21 protein-coding genes and 1 tRNA gene are annotated in these 21,836 nt (G+C 65.9%); 16 read left to right on the top strand and 6 right to left on the bottom strand.

Annotation, left to right across the window (positions count from 1 at the left end; all coding sequences use genetic code 11):
• Positions 1-39 precede the first annotated feature (39 nt).
• Positions 40-711 (bottom strand): prolyl hydroxylase family protein, encoded by a 672-nt coding sequence (locus tag PPZ50_RS11485; protein ID WP_066689846.1) that lies wholly within the window; start codon positions 709-711, stop codon positions 40-42.
• An 81-nt stretch (positions 712-792) separates the two neighbouring features.
• On the opposite strand from PPZ50_RS11485, the gene PPZ50_RS11480 reads away from it, so the two are divergent.
• Together PPZ50_RS11480 and PPZ50_RS11475 are read left to right on the top strand one after the other, a co-directional pair.
• Positions 793-869 (top strand) — tRNA-His (locus PPZ50_RS11480).
• Between the two features lie 26 nt (positions 870-895).
• Complete coding sequence (locus PPZ50_RS11475; RefSeq protein ID WP_066689847.1) at positions 896-1,945, top strand: Glu/Leu/Phe/Val family dehydrogenase; 1,050 nt, start codon at positions 896-898, stop codon at positions 1,943-1,945.
• Positions 1,946-1,994: 49 nt separating this feature from the next.
• On the opposite strand, the gene PPZ50_RS11470 is transcribed toward PPZ50_RS11475, so the two are convergent.
• Positions 1,995-3,770, bottom strand: coding sequence for a cation:proton antiporter domain-containing protein (locus PPZ50_RS11470; protein ID WP_066689891.1), 1,776 nt, complete (start codon positions 3,768-3,770; stop codon positions 1,995-1,997).
• Between the two features lie 106 nt (positions 3,771-3,876).
• Positions 3,877-5,097 carry an NADP-dependent isocitrate dehydrogenase gene (locus PPZ50_RS11465; protein WP_066689848.1) on the bottom strand — a complete coding sequence of 407 codons (1,221 nt, stop codon included), beginning with the start codon at positions 5,095-5,097 and terminating at the stop codon, positions 3,877-3,879.
• 120 nt (positions 5,098-5,217) lie between these two features.
• Between PPZ50_RS11465 and PPZ50_RS11460 the strand changes: the two genes are divergently transcribed.
• Both PPZ50_RS11460 and PPZ50_RS11455 read left to right on the top strand, forming a co-directional pair.
• Positions 5,218-5,949 carry a phosphatidylserine decarboxylase gene (locus tag PPZ50_RS11460; protein WP_066689849.1) on the top strand — a complete coding sequence of 244 codons (732 nt, stop codon included), beginning with the start codon at positions 5,218-5,220 and terminating at the stop codon, positions 5,947-5,949.
• Between the two features lie 2 nt (positions 5,950-5,951).
• Entirely contained in the window at positions 5,952-6,719 is a 768-nt protein-coding gene (locus tag PPZ50_RS11455) for a CDP-alcohol phosphatidyltransferase family protein (protein WP_066689850.1), read from the top strand.
• On the opposite strand, the gene PPZ50_RS11450 is transcribed toward PPZ50_RS11455, so the two are convergent.
• Positions 6,682-6,906: a hypothetical protein gene (locus PPZ50_RS11450; RefSeq protein ID WP_066689851.1), complete on the bottom strand. Its 225-nt coding sequence runs from the start codon at positions 6,904-6,906 to the stop codon at positions 6,682-6,684. The two genes, PPZ50_RS11455 and PPZ50_RS11450, sit on opposite strands and share 38 nt — an antisense overlap.
• 254 nt (positions 6,907-7,160) lie before the next feature.
• Here PPZ50_RS11450 and rpsB point away from each other — a divergent pair, with 254 nt between their 5' ends.
• The 12 genes from rpsB (at position 7,161) to rpmE (ending at position 18,483) form a co-directional block, all read left to right on the top strand.
• The gene (rpsB, locus tag PPZ50_RS11445) at positions 7,161-7,940 is read left to right on the top strand and encodes a 30S ribosomal protein S2 (RefSeq protein ID WP_066689852.1); all 780 of its coding nucleotides are present in this window, start codon (positions 7,161-7,163) and stop codon (positions 7,938-7,940) included.
• A gap of 90 nt (positions 7,941-8,030) precedes the next feature.
• Positions 8,031-8,960, top strand: a complete 930-nt coding sequence (gene tsf, locus PPZ50_RS11440; RefSeq protein WP_066689853.1) for a translation elongation factor Ts — start codon at positions 8,031-8,033, stop codon at positions 8,958-8,960.
• A 148-nt stretch (positions 8,961-9,108) separates the two neighbouring features.
• Complete coding sequence (gene pyrH, locus PPZ50_RS11435; RefSeq protein WP_066689854.1) at positions 9,109-9,831, top strand: UMP kinase; 723 nt, start codon at positions 9,109-9,111, stop codon at positions 9,829-9,831.
• Positions 9,832-9,849: 18 nt separating this feature from the next.
• Positions 9,850-10,407, top strand: a complete 558-nt coding sequence (gene frr / locus PPZ50_RS11430) for a ribosome recycling factor (RefSeq protein ID WP_066689855.1) — start codon at positions 9,850-9,852, stop codon at positions 10,405-10,407.
• 92 nt (positions 10,408-10,499) lie between these two features.
• Positions 10,500-11,165, top strand: a complete 666-nt coding sequence (gene uppS, locus PPZ50_RS11425) for a polyprenyl diphosphate synthase (RefSeq protein WP_084401506.1) — start codon at positions 10,500-10,502, stop codon at positions 11,163-11,165.
• 74 nt (positions 11,166-11,239) lie between these two features.
• On the top strand, positions 11,240-11,965 hold the full coding sequence (locus PPZ50_RS11420; protein ID WP_084401508.1) for a phosphatidate cytidylyltransferase: 726 nt from the start codon (positions 11,240-11,242) through the stop codon (positions 11,963-11,965).
• A complete protein-coding gene (locus PPZ50_RS11415; protein ID WP_066689857.1) occupies positions 11,962-13,119 on the top strand; it encodes a 1-deoxy-D-xylulose-5-phosphate reductoisomerase in 1,158 nt (385 codons plus the stop codon). Before PPZ50_RS11420 ends, PPZ50_RS11415 begins: the two co-directional genes overlap by 4 nt.
• On the top strand, positions 13,116-14,249 hold the full coding sequence (locus PPZ50_RS11410; protein WP_066689858.1) for a M50 family metallopeptidase: 1,134 nt from the start codon (positions 13,116-13,118) through the stop codon (positions 14,247-14,249). Before PPZ50_RS11415 ends, PPZ50_RS11410 begins: the two co-directional genes overlap by 4 nt.
• A 121-nt stretch (positions 14,250-14,370) precedes the next feature.
• The gene (gene bamA, locus PPZ50_RS11405; RefSeq protein WP_084401509.1) at positions 14,371-17,070 is read left to right on the top strand and encodes an outer membrane protein assembly factor BamA; all 2,700 of its coding nucleotides are present in this window, start codon (positions 14,371-14,373) and stop codon (positions 17,068-17,070) included.
• Positions 17,070-17,681, top strand: a complete 612-nt coding sequence (locus PPZ50_RS11400; RefSeq protein ID WP_066689859.1) for an OmpH family outer membrane protein — start codon at positions 17,070-17,072, stop codon at positions 17,679-17,681. The genes bamA and PPZ50_RS11400 overlap by 1 nt, the downstream gene beginning before the upstream one ends.
• 3 nt (positions 17,682-17,684) lie before the next feature.
• Positions 17,685-18,155 carry a 3-hydroxyacyl-ACP dehydratase FabZ gene (gene fabZ / locus PPZ50_RS11395; protein WP_066689860.1) on the top strand — a complete coding sequence of 157 codons (471 nt, stop codon included), beginning with the start codon at positions 17,685-17,687 and terminating at the stop codon, positions 18,153-18,155.
• A 97-nt stretch (positions 18,156-18,252) separates the two neighbouring features.
• Positions 18,253-18,483: a 50S ribosomal protein L31 gene (gene rpmE / locus PPZ50_RS11390; RefSeq protein ID WP_066689861.1), complete on the top strand. Its 231-nt coding sequence runs from the start codon at positions 18,253-18,255 to the stop codon at positions 18,481-18,483.
• A gap of 267 nt (positions 18,484-18,750) precedes the next feature.
• Here rpmE and PPZ50_RS11385 read toward each other — a convergent pair whose 3' ends face one another.
• Positions 18,751-21,060 (bottom strand): beta-glucosidase family protein, encoded by a 2,310-nt coding sequence (locus PPZ50_RS11385; RefSeq protein WP_126013713.1) that lies wholly within the window; start codon positions 21,058-21,060, stop codon positions 18,751-18,753.
• Positions 21,061-21,215: 155 nt separating this feature from the next.
• Complete coding sequence (locus PPZ50_RS11380; protein ID WP_066689863.1) at positions 21,216-21,797, bottom strand: YkgJ family cysteine cluster protein; 582 nt, start codon at positions 21,795-21,797, stop codon at positions 21,216-21,218.
• Between the last annotated feature and the right edge of the window lie 39 nt (positions 21,798-21,836).

The raw sequence follows: 21,836 nt of genomic DNA, 5'->3' as shown, positions 1-21,836 counted from the left end.
AGGACGGGCCGTCGGCAGCGATGCCGGCGGCCCGTTCGCTTATCCCCACGGGCGTTCGCGAAACCATTTGGTCAGGACGTATTTCGTGCCCTCGCGCACCTTCATCCCGTGGTGGAGCGTCGCGGGGTTCGGCGTGCCGTCCGCGCGCAAATTGTTCCAGGCGAGCAGCTTGCCGGTCTCGGGCTGGACGATCTTGTCGATCGCCTTGAAGCGCGTGGCGCCACCGGCACCCGGTTCGTTGAGGTAAAGCATGACCGTCCAGGTCCGGTTGCCGGCGACCGAGCAATATTTCGCGAAGTCGCCGCCATGCGGATCGAAATAGTCGGTGTGCGCCTTGAACTCTTGCCCCACGGCATAGCGTTGTCCCTGCAACGGCTCGCCATGGGCCGGGTCGAGCGCGCAGAAGTCGAAGATCAACGCCTCTGCCGCAGCGACCACCGGATCGGTCGAATCGAGGTCACACGTTTCGCTGGTCCGAAAGGTCGGGTCGCCATTGGCGTCGGCGATGGTCGACGGCCGGCGCTTGGCATCGATCCGCTCGATCAGCGCGGCGCACAGATTGGCGGGGATCAGCGCCCGACGGATGAACAGCGACAGTTTGGCGCTGGGTACGCGTTGCACGCCCGGTTGGGCCATGATGTGCTCGACGACCGGTTCCGATGGATAGCCGGAACCGAGCGACGGGCGGGCGGGGGTGGCGTGCGTTTGCATGGAGATTTTCCTGCCAGAACGATTATCGTTGCGCCACTGCTTGACCGACGCGCGACGCACGGCTAAGCGCGCCACTCCACGGCGACCGTAGTTCAATTGGTTAGAGCGCCGGCTTGTGATGCCGGAAGTTGCGGGTTCAAGTCCCGTCGGTCGCCCCATCCCTTACAGCGCTGGAGCCGCCGCCGTGCAGACCGATTGGGGTTATCCCGACTTCGACGATCACGAGGGCATCCACCTCTTTTCTGATCACCAGACCGGCCTGCGCTGCGTCATCGCGGTCCATTCGACCGCGCTGGGCCCGGCGGCGGGCGGCGTGCGCTTCTGGCGCTATGCGACCAGTGACGCGGCGGTGACCGACGCGCTGCGCCTGTCGCGCGGCATGAGCTTCAAGAACGCGATGGCCGGCCTGCCGATGGGCGGCGGCAAGGGCGTGGTGCTGGCGCCTGAGGGCGGCGCCAAGACGCCCGAACTGCTGGCGGCTTTCGGTCGTGCGGTCGAATCGCTCGGCGGGCGCTACGTTACGGCCGAAGATGTCGGCATGTCGGAAGCCGACATGATCACGATCTCCGGTTCGACCAAATATGTGTCCGGCCTGCCCGTCGCGGCGGGCAATGCCGGCGGCGATCCGGGGCCCTTCACCGCGATGGGCGTGTATCTGGGCGTCCGTGCGGCGGCCAGGCGAGCGCTGGGCAGCGACGACATGCGCGGCGTTCGCGTCGCGGTGCAGGGTGTCGGCTCGGTCGGTGGCGGGCTTGCGCGCCTGCTGGCCAAGGACGGTGCCGTGCTGACGCTGGCCGACGTCAACGAAGCACGGGCCGAAGCGCTGGCGAGCGAGCTGGGCGCGACGACCGCCGATCCGGCAACGGTCCTGACGCTGGAGGCCGATATCGTCAGCCCCAATGCGCTGGGGGCGGTGCTGGATGAAGCAACTATTGCGGCGCTGCGGTGCCGCGCGGTGGCGGGCGGCGCCAACAACCAGTTGGCGACGGCTGCGGACGGTGCGCGCCTGCAGGATCGCGGGATCCTCTACGCGCCCGATTACGTCATCAACGCGGGCGGGATCATCAACGTCGCGCTGGAATATCTCGGCCAGGGCAACCGTGCCGAGGTCGAGGCCCGCATTGCGCGCATCCCCGACCGGCTGGTGCAGGTGTGGGACGAGAGCGAAGCCAGCGGCAAGCCGCATTCGGACGTCGCGGATGCCATTGCCCGCCGGCTGATCGGCCGCGGCTGATCCTTCGTCGCCAGTCCCGCATCGGCAGGACTGGCGACCTTCTCTTAAGTCACACAGGATCGTCGATCCGGCGCAGGCGGCGGATACGGGGTTCGCGTTCCAGATCGGCCTGCTCGCGGATCGTCTGGCGCAATTCGTCACGCTTTTCGTGGATCGAGGCGATCACCGGTCCCATCGCGACGCCGAGATCGACCAGCACCGCTTCAGACAATTGCAGCGAGCTTTCGAGCGTTTCGGGCACCGCGTCGCTGACCCCGGCTGCATAGAGTTCGGCGGCATGGGTCGCGTCCCGAGCGCGGGCGAGGATCGTCAGGTTCGGCACCCAGCCGCGAACCCGGCGCGTCAACCGCACGGTCAGCACGGGATCGTCCATCGTCAGCACCAGGGCAGACGCACGGCCGAGGTCCAGGCGATCGACCAGTTCGGAACGCGATACGTCGCCGAACAGGATCGGATGCCCTTCCGCGCGTGCCGCCGCGACGTTGTCGATGTCTGAATCGACCGCGATATAGCTCTTGCCGTGGGTCTTGAGCATTTCGGCGACCAGCCGACCCACACGCCCGAACCCGATGATCACGACGCGTGCGGCGGCGGTTTCGACCGGGGCTTCCTCCGGCGTACCCGTGCGATGCTCGATCCGGCGTGACACCCGCTTGCCCAGCGTCGCCAGCAGCGGCGTGATGGTCAGACCGATGGCAGTGACCGTCTGCCAGAAGGCGGCAGTCGACGACTGGATCAGCTGCGCCTGCGTCGCGGCGGCCAGCACGATCAGCGTCGTTTCCGACGGGCTCGACATCAGCAGGCCGGTTTCGGTTGCGGTGCCAGGGCGCACGCCGTTGAACCACAGCAGCCCGCTGGTAACGACCGCCTTCAGCACGACCACGCCGGCGATGGCGCCAAGCAGTTCGGGCCAGTTGTCGGCGATAGTCGCGAGGTCGAGGCTCATGCCGACGGTGATCAGGAACACGCCCAGCGCCAGTCCCTTGAATGGCGCGGTGATGACCTCGACCTCGCTATGATATTCGGTTTCGGCGATCAGCAGGCCGGCGAGCAGCGCTCCGACGATCGGCGACAGGCCGGCTGCGGTCGTGACGAGGCTGGCGACGATGACGACGAGCAGGCTGGCGGACAGGAACAGCTCGGGGCTCTTGGTCCGGGCTGCCTGCGCGAACAGGCGTGGCAGGAACAGGCGGCCGGCGGCATAGAGGCCGACGACGCTCAAGCCGCCCCACATCGCGGTATTGGCAAGGCCGACCCAGCCGTCATCGGTCGCGGTCGGAGCGAGCGCGCCGAGCGCAAAGATGATCGGGACGAGCGCCAGATCCTCGAACAGCAGCATGGAGAAGGCGGTGCGGCCGACCGGTCCGGTCGTGCCTGCCATCGGCAGCACCAACGCGGTCGATGAAAGTGCGAGGGCGAGGCCGAGCCCGATCGCACCCGCGGTTGCCTGACCCAGTACCATCAGCGCGATGCCAATCAGCAGCGCCGATCCGAACAGTTCGGCGGCGCCCAGTCCGAACACCTGCCGGCGCATCGCCCAGAGGCGCTTGAACGACAGTTCGAGGCCGATCGAAAACAACAGGAGGACGATGCCGAATTCGGCGAAGGGTTCGATCGAATGTCGGTCGGTGATGGTGATGTGGAACAGCCAGGGCGCACGGTCGACCAGCGCGCCGAGGCCGAAGGGGCCGACGAGCACGCCGACCAGAATGAACCCGATGACCGGGTTGACCCGAAAGCGGGCAAACGCGGGAATGACGAGGCCGGCGGCCCCCAGAATGACCAGCGAATCGCTGAACGGCGTCGAATCAATCGGCAATGGCATGGCGGCATTGTTGCGGATGCGGCACGGACGCGGCAACCGCTAACGCACGAACGGCGCCCATCCGCGGGGATGAACGCCGTTCGCCTCTACCGATGATGGGGACGGATCAGCTCTGCGCGCCCATCGCCGATTCGAGGTTGACGCGAACCTGTTCGAAGAACTGTTCGGTGGTCATCCACGGCTGGTTCGGGCCGATCAGGATCGCGAGATCCTTGGTCATGTGGCCGGCTTCGACGGTTTCGATGCAGACCTTTTCCAGCGTCTCGGCGAACTTGGTGACTTCCGGCGTGCCGTCGAACTTGCCGCGATACTTCAGGCCGCCGGTCCAGGCGAAGATCGACGCGATCGGGTTGGTCGAGGTCGCCTTGCCCTGCTGATGTTGGCGATAGTGTCGCGTAACGGTGCCGTGGGCGGCTTCGGCTTCGATCGTCTTGCCGTCCGGCGACATCAGAACCGAAGTCATCAGGCCGAGCGAACCGAAACCCTGCGCGACCTGGTCAGACTGCACGTCGCCGTCATAGTTCTTGCAGGCCCAGACGAACTCGCCGTGCCACTTCAGCGCCGATGCAACCATGTCGTCGATTAGGCGATGCTGATATTCGATGCCGGCGGCCTGGAACTGATCCTTGAATTCGGTCGCGAATACTTCCTCGAAGATATCCTTGAAGCGGCCGTCATACGCTTTCAGGATCGTATTCTTGGTCGACAGATACACCGGCCAGCCACGGCCGAGGCCGTAGTTCATCGACGCGCGGGCAAAGTCACGGATCGATTCGTCGAGATTGTACATGCCCATGGCGACGCCGGCGGCGGGGAAGTCGAACACTTCCTCCTCGATCACCTGCCCGTCGGTGCCTTCCCACTTCATGGTGAGCTTGCCCGCACCCGGCACCTTGAAATCGGTCGCCTTATACTGGTCGCCGAATGCATGGCGGCCGACGACGATCGGCTTGGTCCAGCCCGGGATCAGGCGCGGCACGTTCGAGATGACGATCGGTTCGCGGAAGACCACGCCGCCCAGGATGTTGCGGATCGTGCCGTTGGGCGAGCGCCACATCTTCTTCAGGCCGAATTCCTCGACGCGGGCTTCGTCGGGGGTGATCGTGGCGCACTTCACGCCGACGCCATACTTCTGGATCGCCTTGGCGCTGTCGACCGTGATCTTGTCGTCGGTCTCGTCGCGCCTCTCGATGCCCAGGTCATAATATTCGAGGTCGATATCGAGATAGGGGAGGATCAGCCGTTCGCGAATCCATGCCCAGATGATGCGGGTCATTTCGTCGCCGTCGATCTCCACGACCGGGGTTTTGACCTTGATCTTCGCCATGCGCCTGCTCTCGATATTGTTGCGGTTGCGAGGGCCTTAGGGGGTCGTTGGCGCGGGATCAACCGGGCGGGCGGAGCGGGGCGGTTGTCAGCACGACCCGCCTTGGCTACACCACGCTTCATGGCATCGCTCGAAAAGCCCGCGGTCGGCACCACGACCGTCAAGTGGCGCTGGCCCTCGGTTCATCCCGAAGGGCGCAAATACGTCCTCATCGCCGCCGTCATCACCGCCTTCTTCGCCTTCATGGCATGGGAGACGCTGGCATGGCCGATGGGGCTGGTGACCTTGTGGGTCGCCTCCTTCTTTCGCGATCCGATCCGCACGACGCCGCAGGGCGAAGGCCTGATCGTCGCGCCGGCCGATGGCATGGTCACGATGATCCAGCGGGTCGAACTGCCGCCGGAGTTGCGCGGCCCCAACGGTCTTGGCGATCAGCCGCTGGTGCGGGTGTCGATCTTCATGTCGGTGTTCGACGTGCACATCAACCGTACGCCGATCGCGGGCACGGTGCGGCAGGTCGTCTATATTTCCGGCAAGTTCCTGAACGCCGATCTCGACAAGGCAAGCGACGAGAATGAGCGCCAGCATATCGTGGTCGAGGGACTGGATGGGCAGCGGGTCGGCTTCACCCAGATTGCCGGGCTGGTCGCGCGGCGGATCGTCGGCTTCGTGAAGCCGGGGGATTTCGTCGCGGCAGGACAGCGGATCGGCCTGATCCGCTTCGGCAGCCGCGTCGACGTGTTCCTGCCCGAAGGGATCGAGCCGCAGGTTGCGCTGGGCCAGCGCAGCGTTGCCGGTGAAACGGTACTGGGACGACCGGGACTTGCCGCCCCCGTCGGTGTGGCACAGTGAGGATGCGTCGCCAGCTTCCCGTGCGCGGTATTCCGCTGCGTGCCTTCGCGCCCAATGCCATCACCGCGCTGGCGCTGTGTTCCGGCCTGACCGGCATCCGTTTCGCCATTGGCGGCGAGTGGGAGCGCGCCGTGCTGATGGTGCTGCTCGCCGGGGTGCTCGACGGGCTGGACGGCAGGGTCGCGCGACTGGTGCGCGGCGAGAGCAAGTTCGGCGCGGAGCTCGATTCGCTGTCCGACGCGATCTCGTTCGGTGTGTCGCCGGCGCTGATCCTGTACCTCTGGTCGCTGCTGACCGAGCCGCGGATCGGATGGATCGTATCTTTGGTCTATGCGGTATTCACCGCGCTCCGCCTCGCCCGATTCAACGCGCGGATCGACGTGGCCGATCAGCCGCACAAGTCCGCCGGATTCCTGACCGGCATTCCTGCCCCGGCGGGTGCCGGGCTGGCCATGCTGCCGCTATACATCTGGATCTGGTCAGGCGAGGACCTGTTCCGGTCGCCGTGGCTGGTCGCCCCCTGGGTGGCGTTCGTCGCCTTCCTGATGGTGTCGAGCCTCGCCACCTATAGCTGGTCGTCGCTCAAGCTGCGTCCGAACATCCGGTTCGAAGCGATTGTCGGCGTGGTGATCGTTGCGGCTGCGTTGGTGTCCGCCGCGTGGGAAACGCTCACGGCAGTATGCGTCGCCTATCTGGTGACGCTGCCGTTCAGCATTCGCAGCTATGCGCGGGTCAGGCGGCTACGCGAAGCGGCTGCGCAGCGGCCGTAGCGGCGCGCTGGCGGATAACGCCACGGCGCGATGTCAGCCGTACCGGGGGCAGTGGGTCGATCGTCCATTCCGGGCCACGCAGCAGCAGGCGAAGGATGCGGTCCTTTGCCGGAACGATGGTGGCGAAGATCGTCGCCACCGCGACGATGAAACCGAAAGCGAACAACGCAGAAACCAACAGGGCCATCTCGAAACTCCCCGATCATGCGACCATGAAATCGCAAGCCCCCTCAACAGGTTAGTTGAGTTCTTGTTCCATGGTCCGTGTCTGAACCCTGTATGTTCTCATATCGTTCCATCGTCAAGTCTTGATCGCCCGCCGATGTTCCGCTAAGGGCCGCCGTCTCAACCCCACATGGGAAGCGCATATACCGGTGCCCGGGCCTAAGGCCCAAACAAGGGTTCCTGCTTCCCAGAGGATCAACCGGAAGGAATTATCCTATGGCGGCACCCGTCGTCACCATGCAGGCGCTGCTCGAATCGGGCGCGCACTTCGGCCACCAGACCCACCGCTGGAACCCGAAGATGAAGCCGTACATCTTTGGCGATCGTAACGGCGTCCACATCCTCGACCTGTCGCAGACCGTGCCGCTGTTCGCACGCGCGCTCGAATTCGTGTCGTCGACCGTCGCGTCGGGCGGCAAGGTCCTGTTCGTCGGCACCAAGCGCCAGGCGCAGGAGCCGATCGCCGAAGCAGCGCGCAAGTCGGGCCAGCATTTCGTCAACCATCGCTGGCTGGGCGGCATGCTCACCAACTGGAAGACGATCAGCAACTCGATCAAGCGTCTCAAGGCGCTCGAAGAGCAGCTGTCGGGTGACACGCACGGCCTGACCAAGAAGGAAGTGCTGAACCTGACCCGCGAGAAGGACAAGCTGGAGCTGTCGCTCGGCGGTATCCGCGATCTGGGCGGCATTCCCGACATCATGTTCGTGATCGACGCGAACAAGGAAGAGCTGGCGATCAAGGAAGCCAACACGCTAGGTATCCCGGTCGTCGCGATCCTCGATTCGAACGTGTCGCCGGACGGCATCGCCTTCCCGGTGCCCGCGAACGATGACGCGAGCCGTGCGATCCGCCTGTACTGCGAAGCCGTGGCGATCGCCGCGACCCGTGGCGGGCAGCAGGCGATGGCCCATTCGGGCCGCGACCTGGGCGCGATGGACGAGCCGCCGGCAGAGGAAGTGCTGACCGCCGAGCCGGAAGCCGCTGTCGAAGCGTAAGCTGTCACGGAACTGACGTGCGGGCGGGGCAGGGCGGAACACGCGCTGCCTCGCCCGCAAGCATATCGAACACCAATCAGGAGCCTGATCATGGCAGAAGTTACCGCCGCCGCCGTCAAGGAACTGCGTGAGCGCTCGGGCGCAGGCATGATGGACTGCAAGAAGGCGCTGTCCGAGAATAATGGCGACATGGAAGCCGCCGTCGACTGGCTGCGTACCAAGGGCCTTGCCGCCGTCGCCAAGAAGTCGAGCCGCACCGCGGCCGAAGGTCTGGTCGGCGTTGCCGTCGCCGGCACCAAGGGCGTTGCGATCGAAGTCAACAGCCAGACCGACTTCGTCGCCAAGAACGACCAGTTCCAGAGCTTCGTTCGTGACGTCGTCGCGATCGCGCTGGAAAAGGGCGACGATATCGAGGCGCTGAAGGGCCAGGCGATGCCGAACGGCGGCACCGTCGAGGACGCGCTGGTCGCCAACATCTCGACCATCGGCGAAAACCAGGTGCTGCGTCGCGCGAAGGCCGTCGAAGTCGCCAAGGGCGCGGTGATCCCGTATGTCCACAACGCCGCCGCCCCCGGCCTGGGCAAGATCGGCGTGCTGGTCGCGCTGGAATCGGACGCCGGCGTCGACGTCCTCGAACCGCTGGGCAAGCAGATCGCGATGCACATCGCCGCTGCCTTCCCGCTGGCGCTGGACGAGAGCGGTCTGGACCAGGACATCCTGGAGCGTGAGCGCCAGATCGCGACCGAAAAGGCCGCCGAATCGGGTAAGCCGGCCGACATCATCGCCAAGATGGTCGAAGGTTCGGTGAAGAAGTTCGCCAAGGAAAACGCGCTGCTGAGCCAGCCGATCGTGATGGACGGCAAGACGCCGGTCGCGGACGTCGTCGCCAAGGCGGCCAAGGACGCGGGCACGACCATCGTGCTGAAGGACTATGTCCGCTTCCAGCTCGGCGAAGGCATCGAGAAGGAAGAGAGCGACTTCGCCGCCGAAGTCGCCGCCACGGCCGGCCTGACCAAGTAAGGTCCTACCCGCCGATCCGGCAAAGGCAGGGGCCGCAGGTGTGATATGCACCTGCGGCCCTTGTCGTATCGGCCAATGGCCGCTTGGCTTTGCGGGCGGTCGCGGCTAGGGTCCGCCGCGCTCCAATCCAGCCAACTTTGCAGGTTTCATGACCCGTCCCCGCTTCAATCGTATCCTCCTGAAACTGTCCGGCGAAGTGCTGATGGGATCGGGCCAGTTCGGCATCGACCCCGCGATGTGCGACCGCGTCGCCCGCGAGATCAAGGCCGCGCGGGGCGAAGGGCATGAGGTGTGCGTCGTGGTCGGCGGCGGTAACATCTTCCGCGGTGTCGCCGGGGCTGCGGCGGGCTTCGAGCGCGCGAGCGCCGATTATATGGGCATGCTCGCGACCGTGATGAACGCGCTCGCCATGCAGAACGCACTGGAACAGATCGGCGTCGAAACCCGCGTCCAGTCGGCGATCCCGATGGCGTCGGTGTGCGAGCCCTATATCCGCCGTCGCGCGGTGCGCCACATGGAGAAGGGGCGCGTCGTGATCTTCGCCGCCGGCACTGGCAGCCCGTTCTTCACCACCGATACCACCGCCGCGCTGCGCGCCGCCGAAATGGGTTGCGAGGCGCTGTTCAAGGGCACCAGTGTCGACGGCGTCTATGACGCGGACCCGAAGAAGGTGCCGACCGCCAAGCGCTACGACACGCTGGGCTTCGGGCGCGTGCTGGCCGACGACCTGAAGGTGATGGACGCGTCGGCGGTGGCGCTGTGCCGCGACAACAATATCCCGATCGTCGTCTTCAACATTCGCGACGAAGGCAACCTTGCCGCCGTGCTGGCGGGCGAAGGTGTGTCGACGATCGTCCAGAACAACGCTTGATTCAGAAGGAAGTCGGTTATGGCCGCATATAACAAGGCCGATCTGGAGCGCCGGATGGCCGGTGCCGTGGAATCGCTGAAGGGCGACCTGAGCGGTCTGCGCACCGGGCGGGCGGCGGTATCGCTGCTCGATCCGGTGATGGTCGAGGTGTACGGCGCGCACATGCCGCTGAACCAGGTCGCGACCGTGTCGGCGCCCGAGCCGCGCATGCTGTCGGTCCAGGTGTGGGACAAGTCGAATGTCGGCCCGGCCGACAAGGCGATCCGTTCGGCCGGTCTCGGCCTCAACCCGATCGTCGACGGCCAGACGCTGCGCCTGCCGATCCCCGACCTGACCGAGGAGCGTCGCAAGGAACTGGCGAAGCTGGCCGGCAAATATGCGGAATCGGCGCGTATCGCCGTGCGCAACGTCCGTCGCGACGGCATGGAAAGCCTGAAGACCGACGAGAAGAAGGGCGTCTATTCGGAAGACGAGCGCAAGCGCCACGAGACCGAGGTCCAGAAGCTGACCGACGCCACGATCGCCGAGATCGATGCGGCGGCCGATGCCAAGGAAAAGGAAATCCTCGGCAAGTGACGTCGTTCGCCGCGCGTGCTCCGGTTCCGGCCCATGCCGACGAACCGGGCCTGCATTCCTCCGCATCCATTCCGCGTCATGTGGCGATCATCATGGACGGCAACGGCCGCTGGGCGAAGGCCCGGCGCCTGCCGCGCGTGGCGGGCCATCGGCAGGGCGTGGAGGCGGTGCGTCGCATCACCCGGGCCGCGCGCGAACAGGGCATCGAGGCGCTGACGCTCTATGCCTTCTCGTCGGAGAATTGGCGCCGGCCGGAAGAGGAAATCGGCGACCTGATGGGGTTGCTGCGCCATTTCCTGAAGAACGAGATCAAGGAACTGACGCGCGAGGGCGTGCGGCTGCGCATCCTTGGGAATTACCGCGCGCTCAAGGCCGACTTGGTCGAGTTGATCGACGACGCGGTGGCGCGGACGGCGACCAACACCGGGCCGATCCTGGCCATCGCGCTGAACTATGGCGCGCAGGCCGAATTGGTCGCGGCGGCGCGGCGGCTGGCGGAAAAGGTTGCGGCCGGGATGCCCGTGTCGGCGATCGACGAGGCGGCGATCGACCGTGAACTCGATACCGATGGCCTGCCGCCGCTCGACCTGATGATCCGCACGTCGGGGGAACAGCGCCTGTCGAACTTCCTGTTGTGGCAGGCGGCTTATGCCGAGCTGTTGTTCGTCGACACGCTGTGGCCCGATTTCGACGGCGAGTGCCTGGCGCAGGCGATCGCCGCCTATGGCCAGCGGCAGCGCCGGTTCGGGGGCCTGTGATTCCCGATCCCGCCGCCGATCCGGTTGCGCGGCGCAAATCCGACCTTGCCACGCGGACGCTGGCCAGTGTCGGCATGATTGCGGTGGCGGCGACCGCCTTGTGGCTGGGCGGTTTCGTGTTCTGGCTGCTGGTCGCGATCGGCACCCTGTTCATGATGGCCGAATGGGCCGACCTGCACAAAGTCTCGCGCGAGCATAAGCGGCTGGCGCAGTTCGCGCTGACCGTGCCGCTGGCGATCCTGTCGCCGCTGGCGGCGGGAGCGAGTTTCCTGGCGCTGGGGCTGATTATTGGCGCTGCGTTCTTCGTCGTCATCACGACCCGCCTGCCGGGGCTGGCGCGTGGCATCGTCTATTGCGGGGCGCCGGCGCTGGCGGTCGTGTTCCTGCGCGGGCAGGGCGACGGGCTGCTGCTCGCCTTCTGGGCGATGGCGCTGGTCTGGGCATGCGACATCGGCGCCTATTTCGCGGGCCGGTCGATCGGCGGGCCGAAGCTTGCGCCGACGATCAGCCCGAACAAGACCTGGGCCGGACTGATCGGCGGCGTAATCGCCGCGTCGGTGCTGGCGGGCGTGCTGCAATATGCCGGACTGCCGCTGCATCTGGTGCTGGCGACGCCGCTGCTGGCGGTACTGGCGCAGATGGGCGACCTGTATGAGAGCCAGCTGAAGCGCAAGGCCGGGGTCAAGGATTCGGGCAACGTCCTGCCCGGCCATGGCGGCGTCTTGGATCGTTTGGACGGACTGGTTCCCGTCGCGCCGGCTGCGGCGCTGATGGTATTGGCGGGGCTGTATCTGGCATGAAGCGGGTTACCATATTGGGCGCGACCGGATCGGTCGGGTCGTCGACGCTCGACCTGATCGAGCGCAATCCCGATGATTTCGCGGTCGAGGCGCTGACGGCACATCGTGACGTCGGCAAGCTGGCAGCCGCTGCACGCCGGGTCGGCGCGGCGCTGGCGGTGGTCGGCGACGAAGCCTGTCTGCCGGCGTTGCGCGACGCGCTGGACGGCAGCGGGATCGAGGCGGCGGGCGGCGCGCAGGCGGTGGTCGAAGCGGCGGCGCGGCCGGTCGACTGGACCATGGCGGCGATCGTCGGCACCGCGGGGCTGAAGCCGGTCATGGCAGCGTTGGCGCGCGGTGGCGCGGTGGCGCTTGCCAACAAGGAAGCCCTGGTTTCGGCCGGCGATGTGATGATGGCGGCGGCGCGCCGGGCGGGCACCACGCTGCTGCCGGTCGACAGCGAGCATAATGCGGTCTTCCAGTGCCTCGACGATTGCCCGCCCGAGCGCATCCGCCGCATCATCCTGACCGCGAGCGGCGGGCCGTTCCGCGAGCGATCACTGGAAGAGATGCGCGCCATCACGCCCGAACAGGCGGTGGCGCATCCCAATTGGTCGATGGGCGCCAAGATTTCGGTCGATTCGGCGACGATGATGAACAAGGGCCTCGAACTGATCGAGGCGTATCACCTGTTCCCCGTCAGCCCCGAACAGCTCGACGTGCTGGTCCATCGCCAGTCGGTGATCCATTCGATGGTCGAATATGTCGACGGGTCGACACTGGCGCAACTGGGGTCGCCGGACATGCGCGTGCCGATCGCGCACGCGCTCGCCTGGCCCGACCGGATGGATACGCCGTGCGAACGGCTCGATCTTGCCCGGATCGGGCGGCTGGATTTCGAGGCGCCCGACATGGTGCGCTTCTCCGCTCTCGCGCTGGCCCGTGCCGCGCTGTCGGCGGGCGGGGCGCGGCCGGCGATCCTGAACGCGGCGAATGAAGTCGCGGTGGCGGCGTTTCTCGACCGGCGGATCGGCTTCCTCGAAATTGCCGCAATCGTCGCGGATGTTCTGGATCGCTTCGATCCGCCGAAGCCGCAGACGCTCGACGCCGTGCTGACGATCGATGCGGAGGCAAGGGTGTTGGCGGGCGAGCGTGTGAAGGACGGCGTCGCTTGATCGAATCCCCCGGACTGTTGATGACCATCATCGCGTTCCTGCTGGTGCTGGGGCCGTTGGTGTTCCTGCACGAGCTTGGCCATTATGCCGCCGGACGCTGGTTCGGTGTGAAGGTCGATGCGTTTTCGGTCGGGTTCGGCCGGGAGATTGCCGGCTTTACCGACCGGCACGGCACCCGGTGGAAGTTCGGATGGCTACCGCTGGGGGGCTATGTCCGCTTTGCCGGCGACATGAACCCGGCGTCGCAGCCGGATGCGGAATGGCTGCAACTGCCGGCCCATGAGCGCGCTCGCACGTTTCAGGCCAAGCCGGTATGGCAGCGGGCGATCATCGTTGCGGCGGGGCCGGCGGTGAACCTGTTGCTCGCAGTCCTGATCCTGGGTGGCTTTGCCGCAGCCTATGGCGTGGATCGCACGCCGGCCACAGTCGGCGGTGTGGTGCAGGGCAGTGCTGCGGACCGCGCCGGATTGCAGCCGGGGGACCGGATCGCGGCGCTGGACGGGCGGACGATCGAAACCTTTTCGGACCTGTCCTTCTATACCGCGATGCATCCGGGCGAACGGGTGACGGTGGAGTATCTGCGCGGCGGAGCGGCGCAGAAGACCGATGCCGTCATCGGTTCGGTGGTACAGCGCGACCGGTTCGGCAACGAAGCGAAGATCGGCCGGTTCGGCATCGAGCGTGGGCCTCCGGTCTATGCCCCGCTGCCGCTCTGGCAGGCGCCAGCCGAAGGCACGCGGATGGTCGGTGCGATCCTGCGCGGGACCGTCGACGGGCTGTGGCAGATCATCACCGGGCGGCGTTCGATGGACGAAATGGGCGGCCCCTTGCGCATTGCCAAGACGTCGGGCGAACAGCTGTCGCTCGGTTGGCCGGCGCTGGTGACGTTCGTGGCGTTCGTATCCATTAACTTGGGGTTCATCAACTTGTTGCCAGTTCCGATGCTGGATGGCGGCCACCTGTTCTTCTACGCCATCGAAGCGGTGAAGCGCGGGCCGGTCAGCCCGCAGACGATGGAGTGGGCGTTCCGCGGCGGATTGGCGCTGTTGCTTGCATTGATGATTTTCGTCACGGTGAACGATCTGGGGGCGTTCGGCGTGTGGCGTGGGCTGGCCGGCTTGATCGGCTGACGCGGTTAGGGCAGGGCGCAATCGTCCTGTTTGGAAAGTTCCTCCGGTTGGGGTGGGTTTGGTGACGGCAAGCAAGTTTTCGATTTACGGCGCGCATGGCGTCGCGCTGCTCGCGAGCACGATGCTCTCGGGCACGGCCGCCTCGGCCCAGACGCGCCCGGCCGCTGCTGCCCCGGCAGTCCAGCCGCCCACCGCGCAGGCGCCGGCGGCGCCCGTCGCGCCGACCCGTACCATCCGCTCGCTCCGGGTCGAAGGCGCACAGCGTATCGAACCGGACACGGTGCTGTCCTATACCAAGCTGCGCGTCGGCATTCCGTACACCGCGGAAACGCTCGATCAGGCGATCAAGGACCTGTACGCGTCGGACCTGCTCGCCAATGTCGAGATCGAGGGCGCCGAGACCAGCGACATCATCGTCCGGGTGCGCGAGAACCCGATCATCAACCGCGTCGTGCTGGAAGGCAACAAGCGGCTGAAGGACGACAAGATCACCAAGGAGATCAAGCTCGCCCCGCGGCAGATCTTCACCCGTACCGCCGTCCGTGCCGACGTGGCGCGGATCGTCGAGCTGTATCGCCGTCAGGGCCGGTTCGCGGCGAATGTCGAGCCGAAGATGGTCATGCTCGACCAGAACCGCGTCGACGTAATCTTCGAAATCCAGGAAGGGCCGAAGTCCAAGGTCCGCCAGATCAACATCCTCGGCAACGAGGTGTTCAGCGACAGCGAGCTGCGCGGCGAGATGGCGACCAAGGAGTCGCGGCCGTGGCGCATCTTCAGCTCGAACACGAGCTATGATCAGGATCGCCTCGCCTACGACCAGCAGAAGCTGCGCCAATTCTACCTGACCAACGGCTATGCCGATTTCCGCGTCATCTCGGCCGTTGCCGAACTGACGCCGGACAAGGAAGACTTCATCATCACCTACGTGGTGGAGGAAGGGAAGCGGTACAAATTCGGCGATGTGGCGGTCGAAAGCGCGATCCGCGACTTCGACAACGCATCGTTGACCAAGTCGCTGCCGATGAAGAAGGGCGACTGGTACAACGCGAAGCTGACCGAAGACGCGATCGACCAACTGAGCGAATATGCCGGGCTGTTCGGCTATGCGTTCACCGACGTGCGCCCGGAATATCAGCCGGACCGCGAAAACCTGACCATGGCGATCACGTTCTTCCTGAACGAAGCCAACCGCACCTATGTCGAGAAGATCGACATCACCGGCAATACGCAGACGCAGGACCGCGTGATCCGTCGCGAATTCCGCGTGGCCGAAGGGGACGCGTTCAACGCGTTCCTGATCAAGCGTTCGCAGGACCGCATCAATTCGCTGGGATATTTCCAGGACAAGTTCGAAATCGAGCGCAAGGAAGGGTCCTCGCCCGACCGGATCATCCTGGCGGCGAATGTCGAGGAAAAGTCGACCGGCGAACTGACGCTGTCGGCCGGCTTCTCCAGCCTCGAACGCTTCATCATCCAGGCGTCGATCCGCCAACGGAATTTCCGGGGCAAGGGGCAGGACCTTCAGGCGTCGGTCAATTATTCGACCTATCAGAAGTCGATCGAGCTGGGCTTCACCGAACCCTATCTGTTCGACAAGAATATCGCGCTGGGCGGTACGCTGTTCCGCCGCGATTTCAATTCGTTCAACTTCCTCGGCACCGGCCGCAACTCGCTCTATTCGCAGATTTCGACCGGCGGACAGGTCGTGGCGAGCGTGCCGCTGACCGAGTTCTGGACGCTGTCGGGCCGCTATCAGTTGAGCCAGGACAATGTCGGGCTGGACGAGGCGACCTATTTCACCGACGGCGTCTGCGACCCGTTGAAGGCCGGGCGCTATCTGTGCGATTCAATCGGCAACCGTTTGTCGAGCATCGTCGGCGCGAATCTGATCTTCGACAATCTCAACAACCGCCTGCGCCCGTCGCGTGGCCAGCGGCTGGTGACCGGCGTCGACTTTGCCGGTCTGGGCGGCGACGTGCGCTATGCCCGCGTGCGCGGCGACTTCGACAAATACTGGAATCTCGGCGGGTTCGTCCTGTCGGCCGGTATCGAGGGCGGCTATATCCACGCGCTCCAGAAGAGCCCGGGCGAGGGAATCGATCCGGTCCGCATCGTCGATCGCTTCTATCTGGGTGAACCGCAGTTCCGCGGCTTCGACATTCGCGGCGTCGGCCCGCGCATCCAGCGGCAGCGTTACACCGGGTCGGTCGCCGGGGGCGATCAGGCGCTGATCACCGCACGCGATCAGGTGCTGAACGACCCGCTGGGCGGCAAGGCCTATTATCTCGGCAAGCTCGAACTCGAGCCGCCGTTGGGATCGGGCATCGCCGAGCTGGGGCTGCGTCCGTCGATCTTCATCCAGGCCGGTGCGCTGTTCGGCGTCACCCGTCCGCTGCCGACCGTTCAGTTCGAGCAGGCGAAGAATGCCGATGGCACGTTGCGGTTCAACAAGGACGGGTCGCCGTCGTTGCTGCCGTTCAGCCAGCCGACCAAGATCAACGGTCAGCAGGTCTACAACAACCAGTTCACCGACGCGTCGGGCGCAACGGCATTCCGCCAGACCACCTGTGCGGTCGGTTACTCGGCGACGATCGGTGGCACGTGCGCCGGCGGTGAAGCGAACACGCTTGCCGTGTCGACCACCGATCCCTTCCTCGAACAGTTCCTTGGCGATTCGGCTCGCCCGCGCCTGTCGATCGGTATCGGGGTGAACTGGAACTCGCCGTTCGGGCCGCTGCGCATCGACCTTGCCAAGGCGTTGCTGAGCCAGCCGGGCGACGACAAGAAACTCATTACTTTCAACGTAGGAACCCAATTCTGATGCGTAGCTTCACCAAGGCGGCTGTCGCCGCATTCGTTTTCGCCCTTCCGACCGCCCCGGCGTTCGCCCAGGCGCTGCCCGACGCGAAGATCGCCGTCGTGGATTCGGAGCGGATCTTCCGCGACTGCACCGCGTGCAAGGCGGCAACCGCGCAGCTCCAGACGCAGCGCACCCAGCTCCAGTCGCTCGCGACCTCGCTCGGCCAGCCGCTGCAGACCGAAGCGCAGTCGCTGCAGACCGCCGTGACCGCCGCCAAGGGCAACCCGGACGCCGCGCTCCAGACCCGCATCCGCACCTTCGAGCAGCGCCAGCAGCAGGCGCAGCAGCAGATCGGCCAGCAGGAACAGCAGGTCCAGCGCAACATCGCCTATGTCCGCGAACAGATCGGCACGAAGCTGGGCCCGATCATTACCCAGGTCGCGCAGCAGCGCGGCGCGACGCTGGCCGTCGACAAGGGCAGCAGCTTCTACAACGCACCGGCGACCGAGATCACCGACGCGGTGCTCGCCGCCCTCAACGCGCAGCTGCCGAGCGTCAGCGTGACCGCCCCGGCACAGGCCGCCCCGACCGCGCCCGCCGCCGGCGCACGTCCGGCCCCGGCAGGCCGCTGATCGATGGAAGGGGAAGCGACCTCGATCGGACCGCTCGACATCACGCGCGTGATGGCGGCGATCCCGCATCGCTATCCCATGTTGCTGGTCGACCGTGTCGCGGAGCTGATCCCCGACCGGTCGATCACCGCGATCAAGGCGGTGACGATCAACGAAGGCTTTTTCCAGGGGCATTTCCCCGGCCGTCCGATCATGCCGGGCGTGCTGATCGTCGAGGCGCTGGCGCAGGCCGCCGGCATCCTCGCGGTCGAAAGCCTCGGCCTCGCCGGCTCGGGCAAGCTGGTCTATTTCATGTCGATCGACGGCGTGAAGTTCCGCAAGCCGGTCGAGCCGGGCGTGCTGCTGACGCTGGAGGCGGAGTTCGTGCAGAAGCGCGCGCGGGTCTGCAAGTTCGCGGGCAAGGCGCGGATCGATGGCGAACTGGCCGCCGAATGCGAATTCACCGCGATGATCGCCGACCCGCCCAAGGCGTAGGCGGATACCGATCATTGCTATTATGGGCGCGTCCGTGTACGGGCGCGCCTTCCCCTTTCCAGGGCTGGTCGGAACCAGCCGCTTGCGGAGACAGTCGATGAAGAAAGACACGCACCCCGACTACCACATGATCAAGGTCCAGATGACCGACGGCACGGTGTTCGAAACCCGCTCCACCTGGGGCAAGGAAGGCGACACGATGCAGCTGGACATCGACCCGCTGGCGCACCCGGCATGGACCGGCGGCCGTGGCCAGATGCTGGATTCGGGCGGCCAGGTCGCGCGCTTCAACAAGCGCTTCGGCGGTCTCACGCTCGGCAAGAAGTAAGTCGCACGCGGCGGGATGCCGCGTCGATTGCTGCGAAAAGGGCCGCGGTGGCAGATGCTACCGCGGCCCTTTTTGTTTTGCGGAGAGCGTCACCTTCCCCACTTCATGGCGTAAAACCCGGCCGGCTCGGCTTGTCCGGCGGACGACGAATTTGAGCGCGACAGGACCGATCCACCAGCTCGTCATCCCGGGTCAAGCCCGGGGTGACGGAGATGGCGTGGTCTGGTTGGACGATCCGGGGATCGAGACCGATCCCCGGACGTCCCATCACCGCCCGCGATTGTCGAGCGTAGCGGGCGCCAGCCGCACCGTTGCCCGTTCGGCGATGTCGGTCGCGGAATGGGCCAGCAGCAGCTGATAGTCGCCGCCGGCGATGTTCCAGCCGCGGGTCTTGCTGTCGAAGGTCGCTAGCAGGCGCGGATCGACGGTCAGCGTGACCGACCGGCTTTCACCCGGGGCCAGATCGACCTTGGTGAAGCCGCCGAGCCGCTTGGGTGCTTCCCAGCCGTTGCCGGCGACATAGAGCTGGGCCAGCCCCTTGCCCCGGACCTTGCCGCTGTTGGTGATGGTGAAGCTCGCCGACACGCTCTTGCCCTGCGGCGTGGCGGTCAGCTTGCCGAGCGTGAAATTGGTGTAGGAGAGGCCGTAGCCGAACGGGAACAGCGGCCTGGCGCCGGTCTTGTCGAACCATTTGTAGCCGACCGCAGCGCCTTCGATATCGTAATTGCCCATCGGGTGTGAATCGCGGTCGAGCTTGGGATCGCCCTCGATCACCGGACGCGGCAGCTGGGCGAGCGAAGCGGGGAAGGTTGCGGGCAGGTGACCCGACGGGTTGACCTCGCCGGTCAGGACGCGGGCGATCGCTTCGCCGCCCGAGGTGCCGGAATACCATGCCTCGAGCACTGAGCCGACCTTTGGCAGCCACGGCATCAGCACCGGACCGCCGGTTTCGAGCACGACGACGGTGCGCTTGTTGGCGCGCGCGACCGCGTCGATCAGCGCATCCTGATTGTCGGGCAGGTTCAGGTTCGGCGCGTCGATCGATTCGCCAGTCCATTGTTCACCGAACACGATGACGACATCGGCCTTGCGCGCGGCGGCCGCGGCGGCGCGAACGTCCTTGCCGTCGAGATAGGTAACGGTGGCGCGGGTGCGGGCCTGCAACGCCTTCACTGGTGAGGACGGGTGGTAGAGCTTGGGGCCGGGGAAGCCGCTGGGGAATTCGTCCGGCACGGCCAAGCCGTTGACCGGACCGCCATAGGGATAGACCTGGCTCGACCCGCCGCCCGACAGGACGCCGACATCGGCATGGGCACCGATGACGAGGATCGACTTTGCCGTGCGCGACAACGGCAGCAGGCCCGGCGTGTTCTTGAGCAGGACGATGCCTTCTTCCGCATCGGCGCGGGTGACGGCGGCGTGGGCGGCATAGTCGATCGTGGTCGCGCGGTCGCCGGCCACCGGCTTGTCGAACAGGCCGTTGTCGAACATCGCCCACAGAATGCGGCGGGCCATGTCGGTCGCGCGGGCTTCGGGCACATAGCCGTTGTTGACCGCTTCGCGCAGCGCATCGGCGAAATAGGGCGAGCGGTCGAACGCCCAGCCCGATTGCTGGTCCAACCCGGCATTGGCCGCCTGCGTCGTCGAATGGGTTGCGCCCCAGTCGGACATGACGAAGCCCTTGTAGCCCCAGTCCTGCTTCAGCGTCTTGTTGAGCAGCCAGTCATTCTCGCACGCATAGAAGCCGTTGACGCGGTTGTAGGCGCACATGACTGATCCGGGATCGCCGACCTCCAGCGCGAATTCGAAAGCGAGCAGGTCGGACTGGCGGGCGGCCTGTTCGCCGATCCTGTGGTCGATGTTGAAGCGGTTCGTTTCCTGCCCGTTGAAGGCGAAATGCTTCATCGTCGAAACGACGTTCTGCGACTGGATGCCCTTGATCTCGTGGCCGGTGATGATGCCCGCGAGCAGCGGGTCTTCGCCGCCATATTCGAAATTCCGCCCGTTGCGCGGTTCGCGCATCAGGTTCATGCCGCCGGCCAGCTGCACGTTGAAGCCCGACAGAAACGCCTCGTTCCCGATCATCGCACCGCCCGCCTGCGCGAGTTCGGGGTTCCAGGTCGCGGCGGTGGCGATGCCCGAGGGGAGCGACGTGCGCAGACGCGGGGTCTGCGTACGCTGGCTGGCGACGCCGACACCGGCATCGGTCTGCCACTGGTTCGGGATGCCGAGGCGCGGGATGCCCGGGACGATGCCGGCGGAATCGGGCAGGCCGTCCTTCGGCATCTGCCAGTTCTTGATCGGCGAGCGTTGCCATTCCGCCTTGGTCGAGAAATAGCCGAAGGTCAGCTGGAGCTTTTCGTCGAGCGTCATTTCCTTCAGCAGCAATTCGGTCCGCGCCGCGGCGTCGAGCGCGGTGTTCATCCATGGGCGCTGCTGCGGGCCTTCGGTCGGCGCACTAGCGGCCTTGGGTGCGTTGTTGGTCGTCTGCGCCAAAGCGGGCGACGACAGGATGCTGCCGGCGAGCAACGTGCCGCCGAGCAGGCGCAGCAGGGTGGTGCGGGAAGTGGCGGGCATGCGGTGCTTTCCGATCGAAGTCGAGTGAACGTTCACAATGGTTCTATTCAGTCCGTTTGTCGATACTGGCATCATCGTCCCCCAGCCGTTTCCTGTTCGCTGTTCGCGCCCGACTTACTGCAGGATGATAACGTTGTCAGCCCAGACGGTCTGCGTCAGTCGGCATCGGTCCGATCGGCGCCGAACAGGGCGTAGCGTTCGCGCCAAGCGGCTACCTCTGGCGCGAGCGCGGCGGGCGGCGGGGTGTCGGACAGGACGTGACGGGCGACGTCGGCCGCCGGGTGCATCAGCATCTTTTCCTCGCCGTCGCTGAACCAGACCGGCACCAGGTCCCGGCACAGGCGGTCGAGCGTCGCGGCGGCCAGCCCGTTGCGGATTGCGTCGCTGCCCGGCAGCATGCGGATATTGATCGACACCGCCTCCAGACAATTCTGCGCCTGGTCGACGAAATTCAGCGAGACGAGCAGGCCGGAGCGGTCGGGCCGGGCGGCGTCGGGCAGGTCGGCGCGGCGGCGCCAGACACAGAACCAGGTCCGGCAGATATGCGGGCGTACTGCGTGGATGCCGCATCCGCCTGGCGTCAGGTGCGAACAGGCGATGCCGGCCGGCTTGGCGAAATCCGGCGAATTGACCGTCAGATGGGTGCAGCAGGCAGTGCAGTCGCCGCAGTCGCGCTCCGGCAGGACCGGGCCGAGCAGCATGGTTTCGATATCGGGTTCACTCGGCGGGCGGTGCATGTGCGGCCTATACCGCCGGATGCCGAAGCGGCAAAATCG

Source organism: Sphingomonas hankookensis (genome assembly GCF_028551275.1).
GTDB classification, from domain to species: Bacteria; Pseudomonadota; Alphaproteobacteria; order Sphingomonadales; family Sphingomonadaceae; genus Sphingomonas; species Sphingomonas hankookensis_A.
This window is presented reverse-complemented; position numbering and strand designations above follow the sequence as displayed.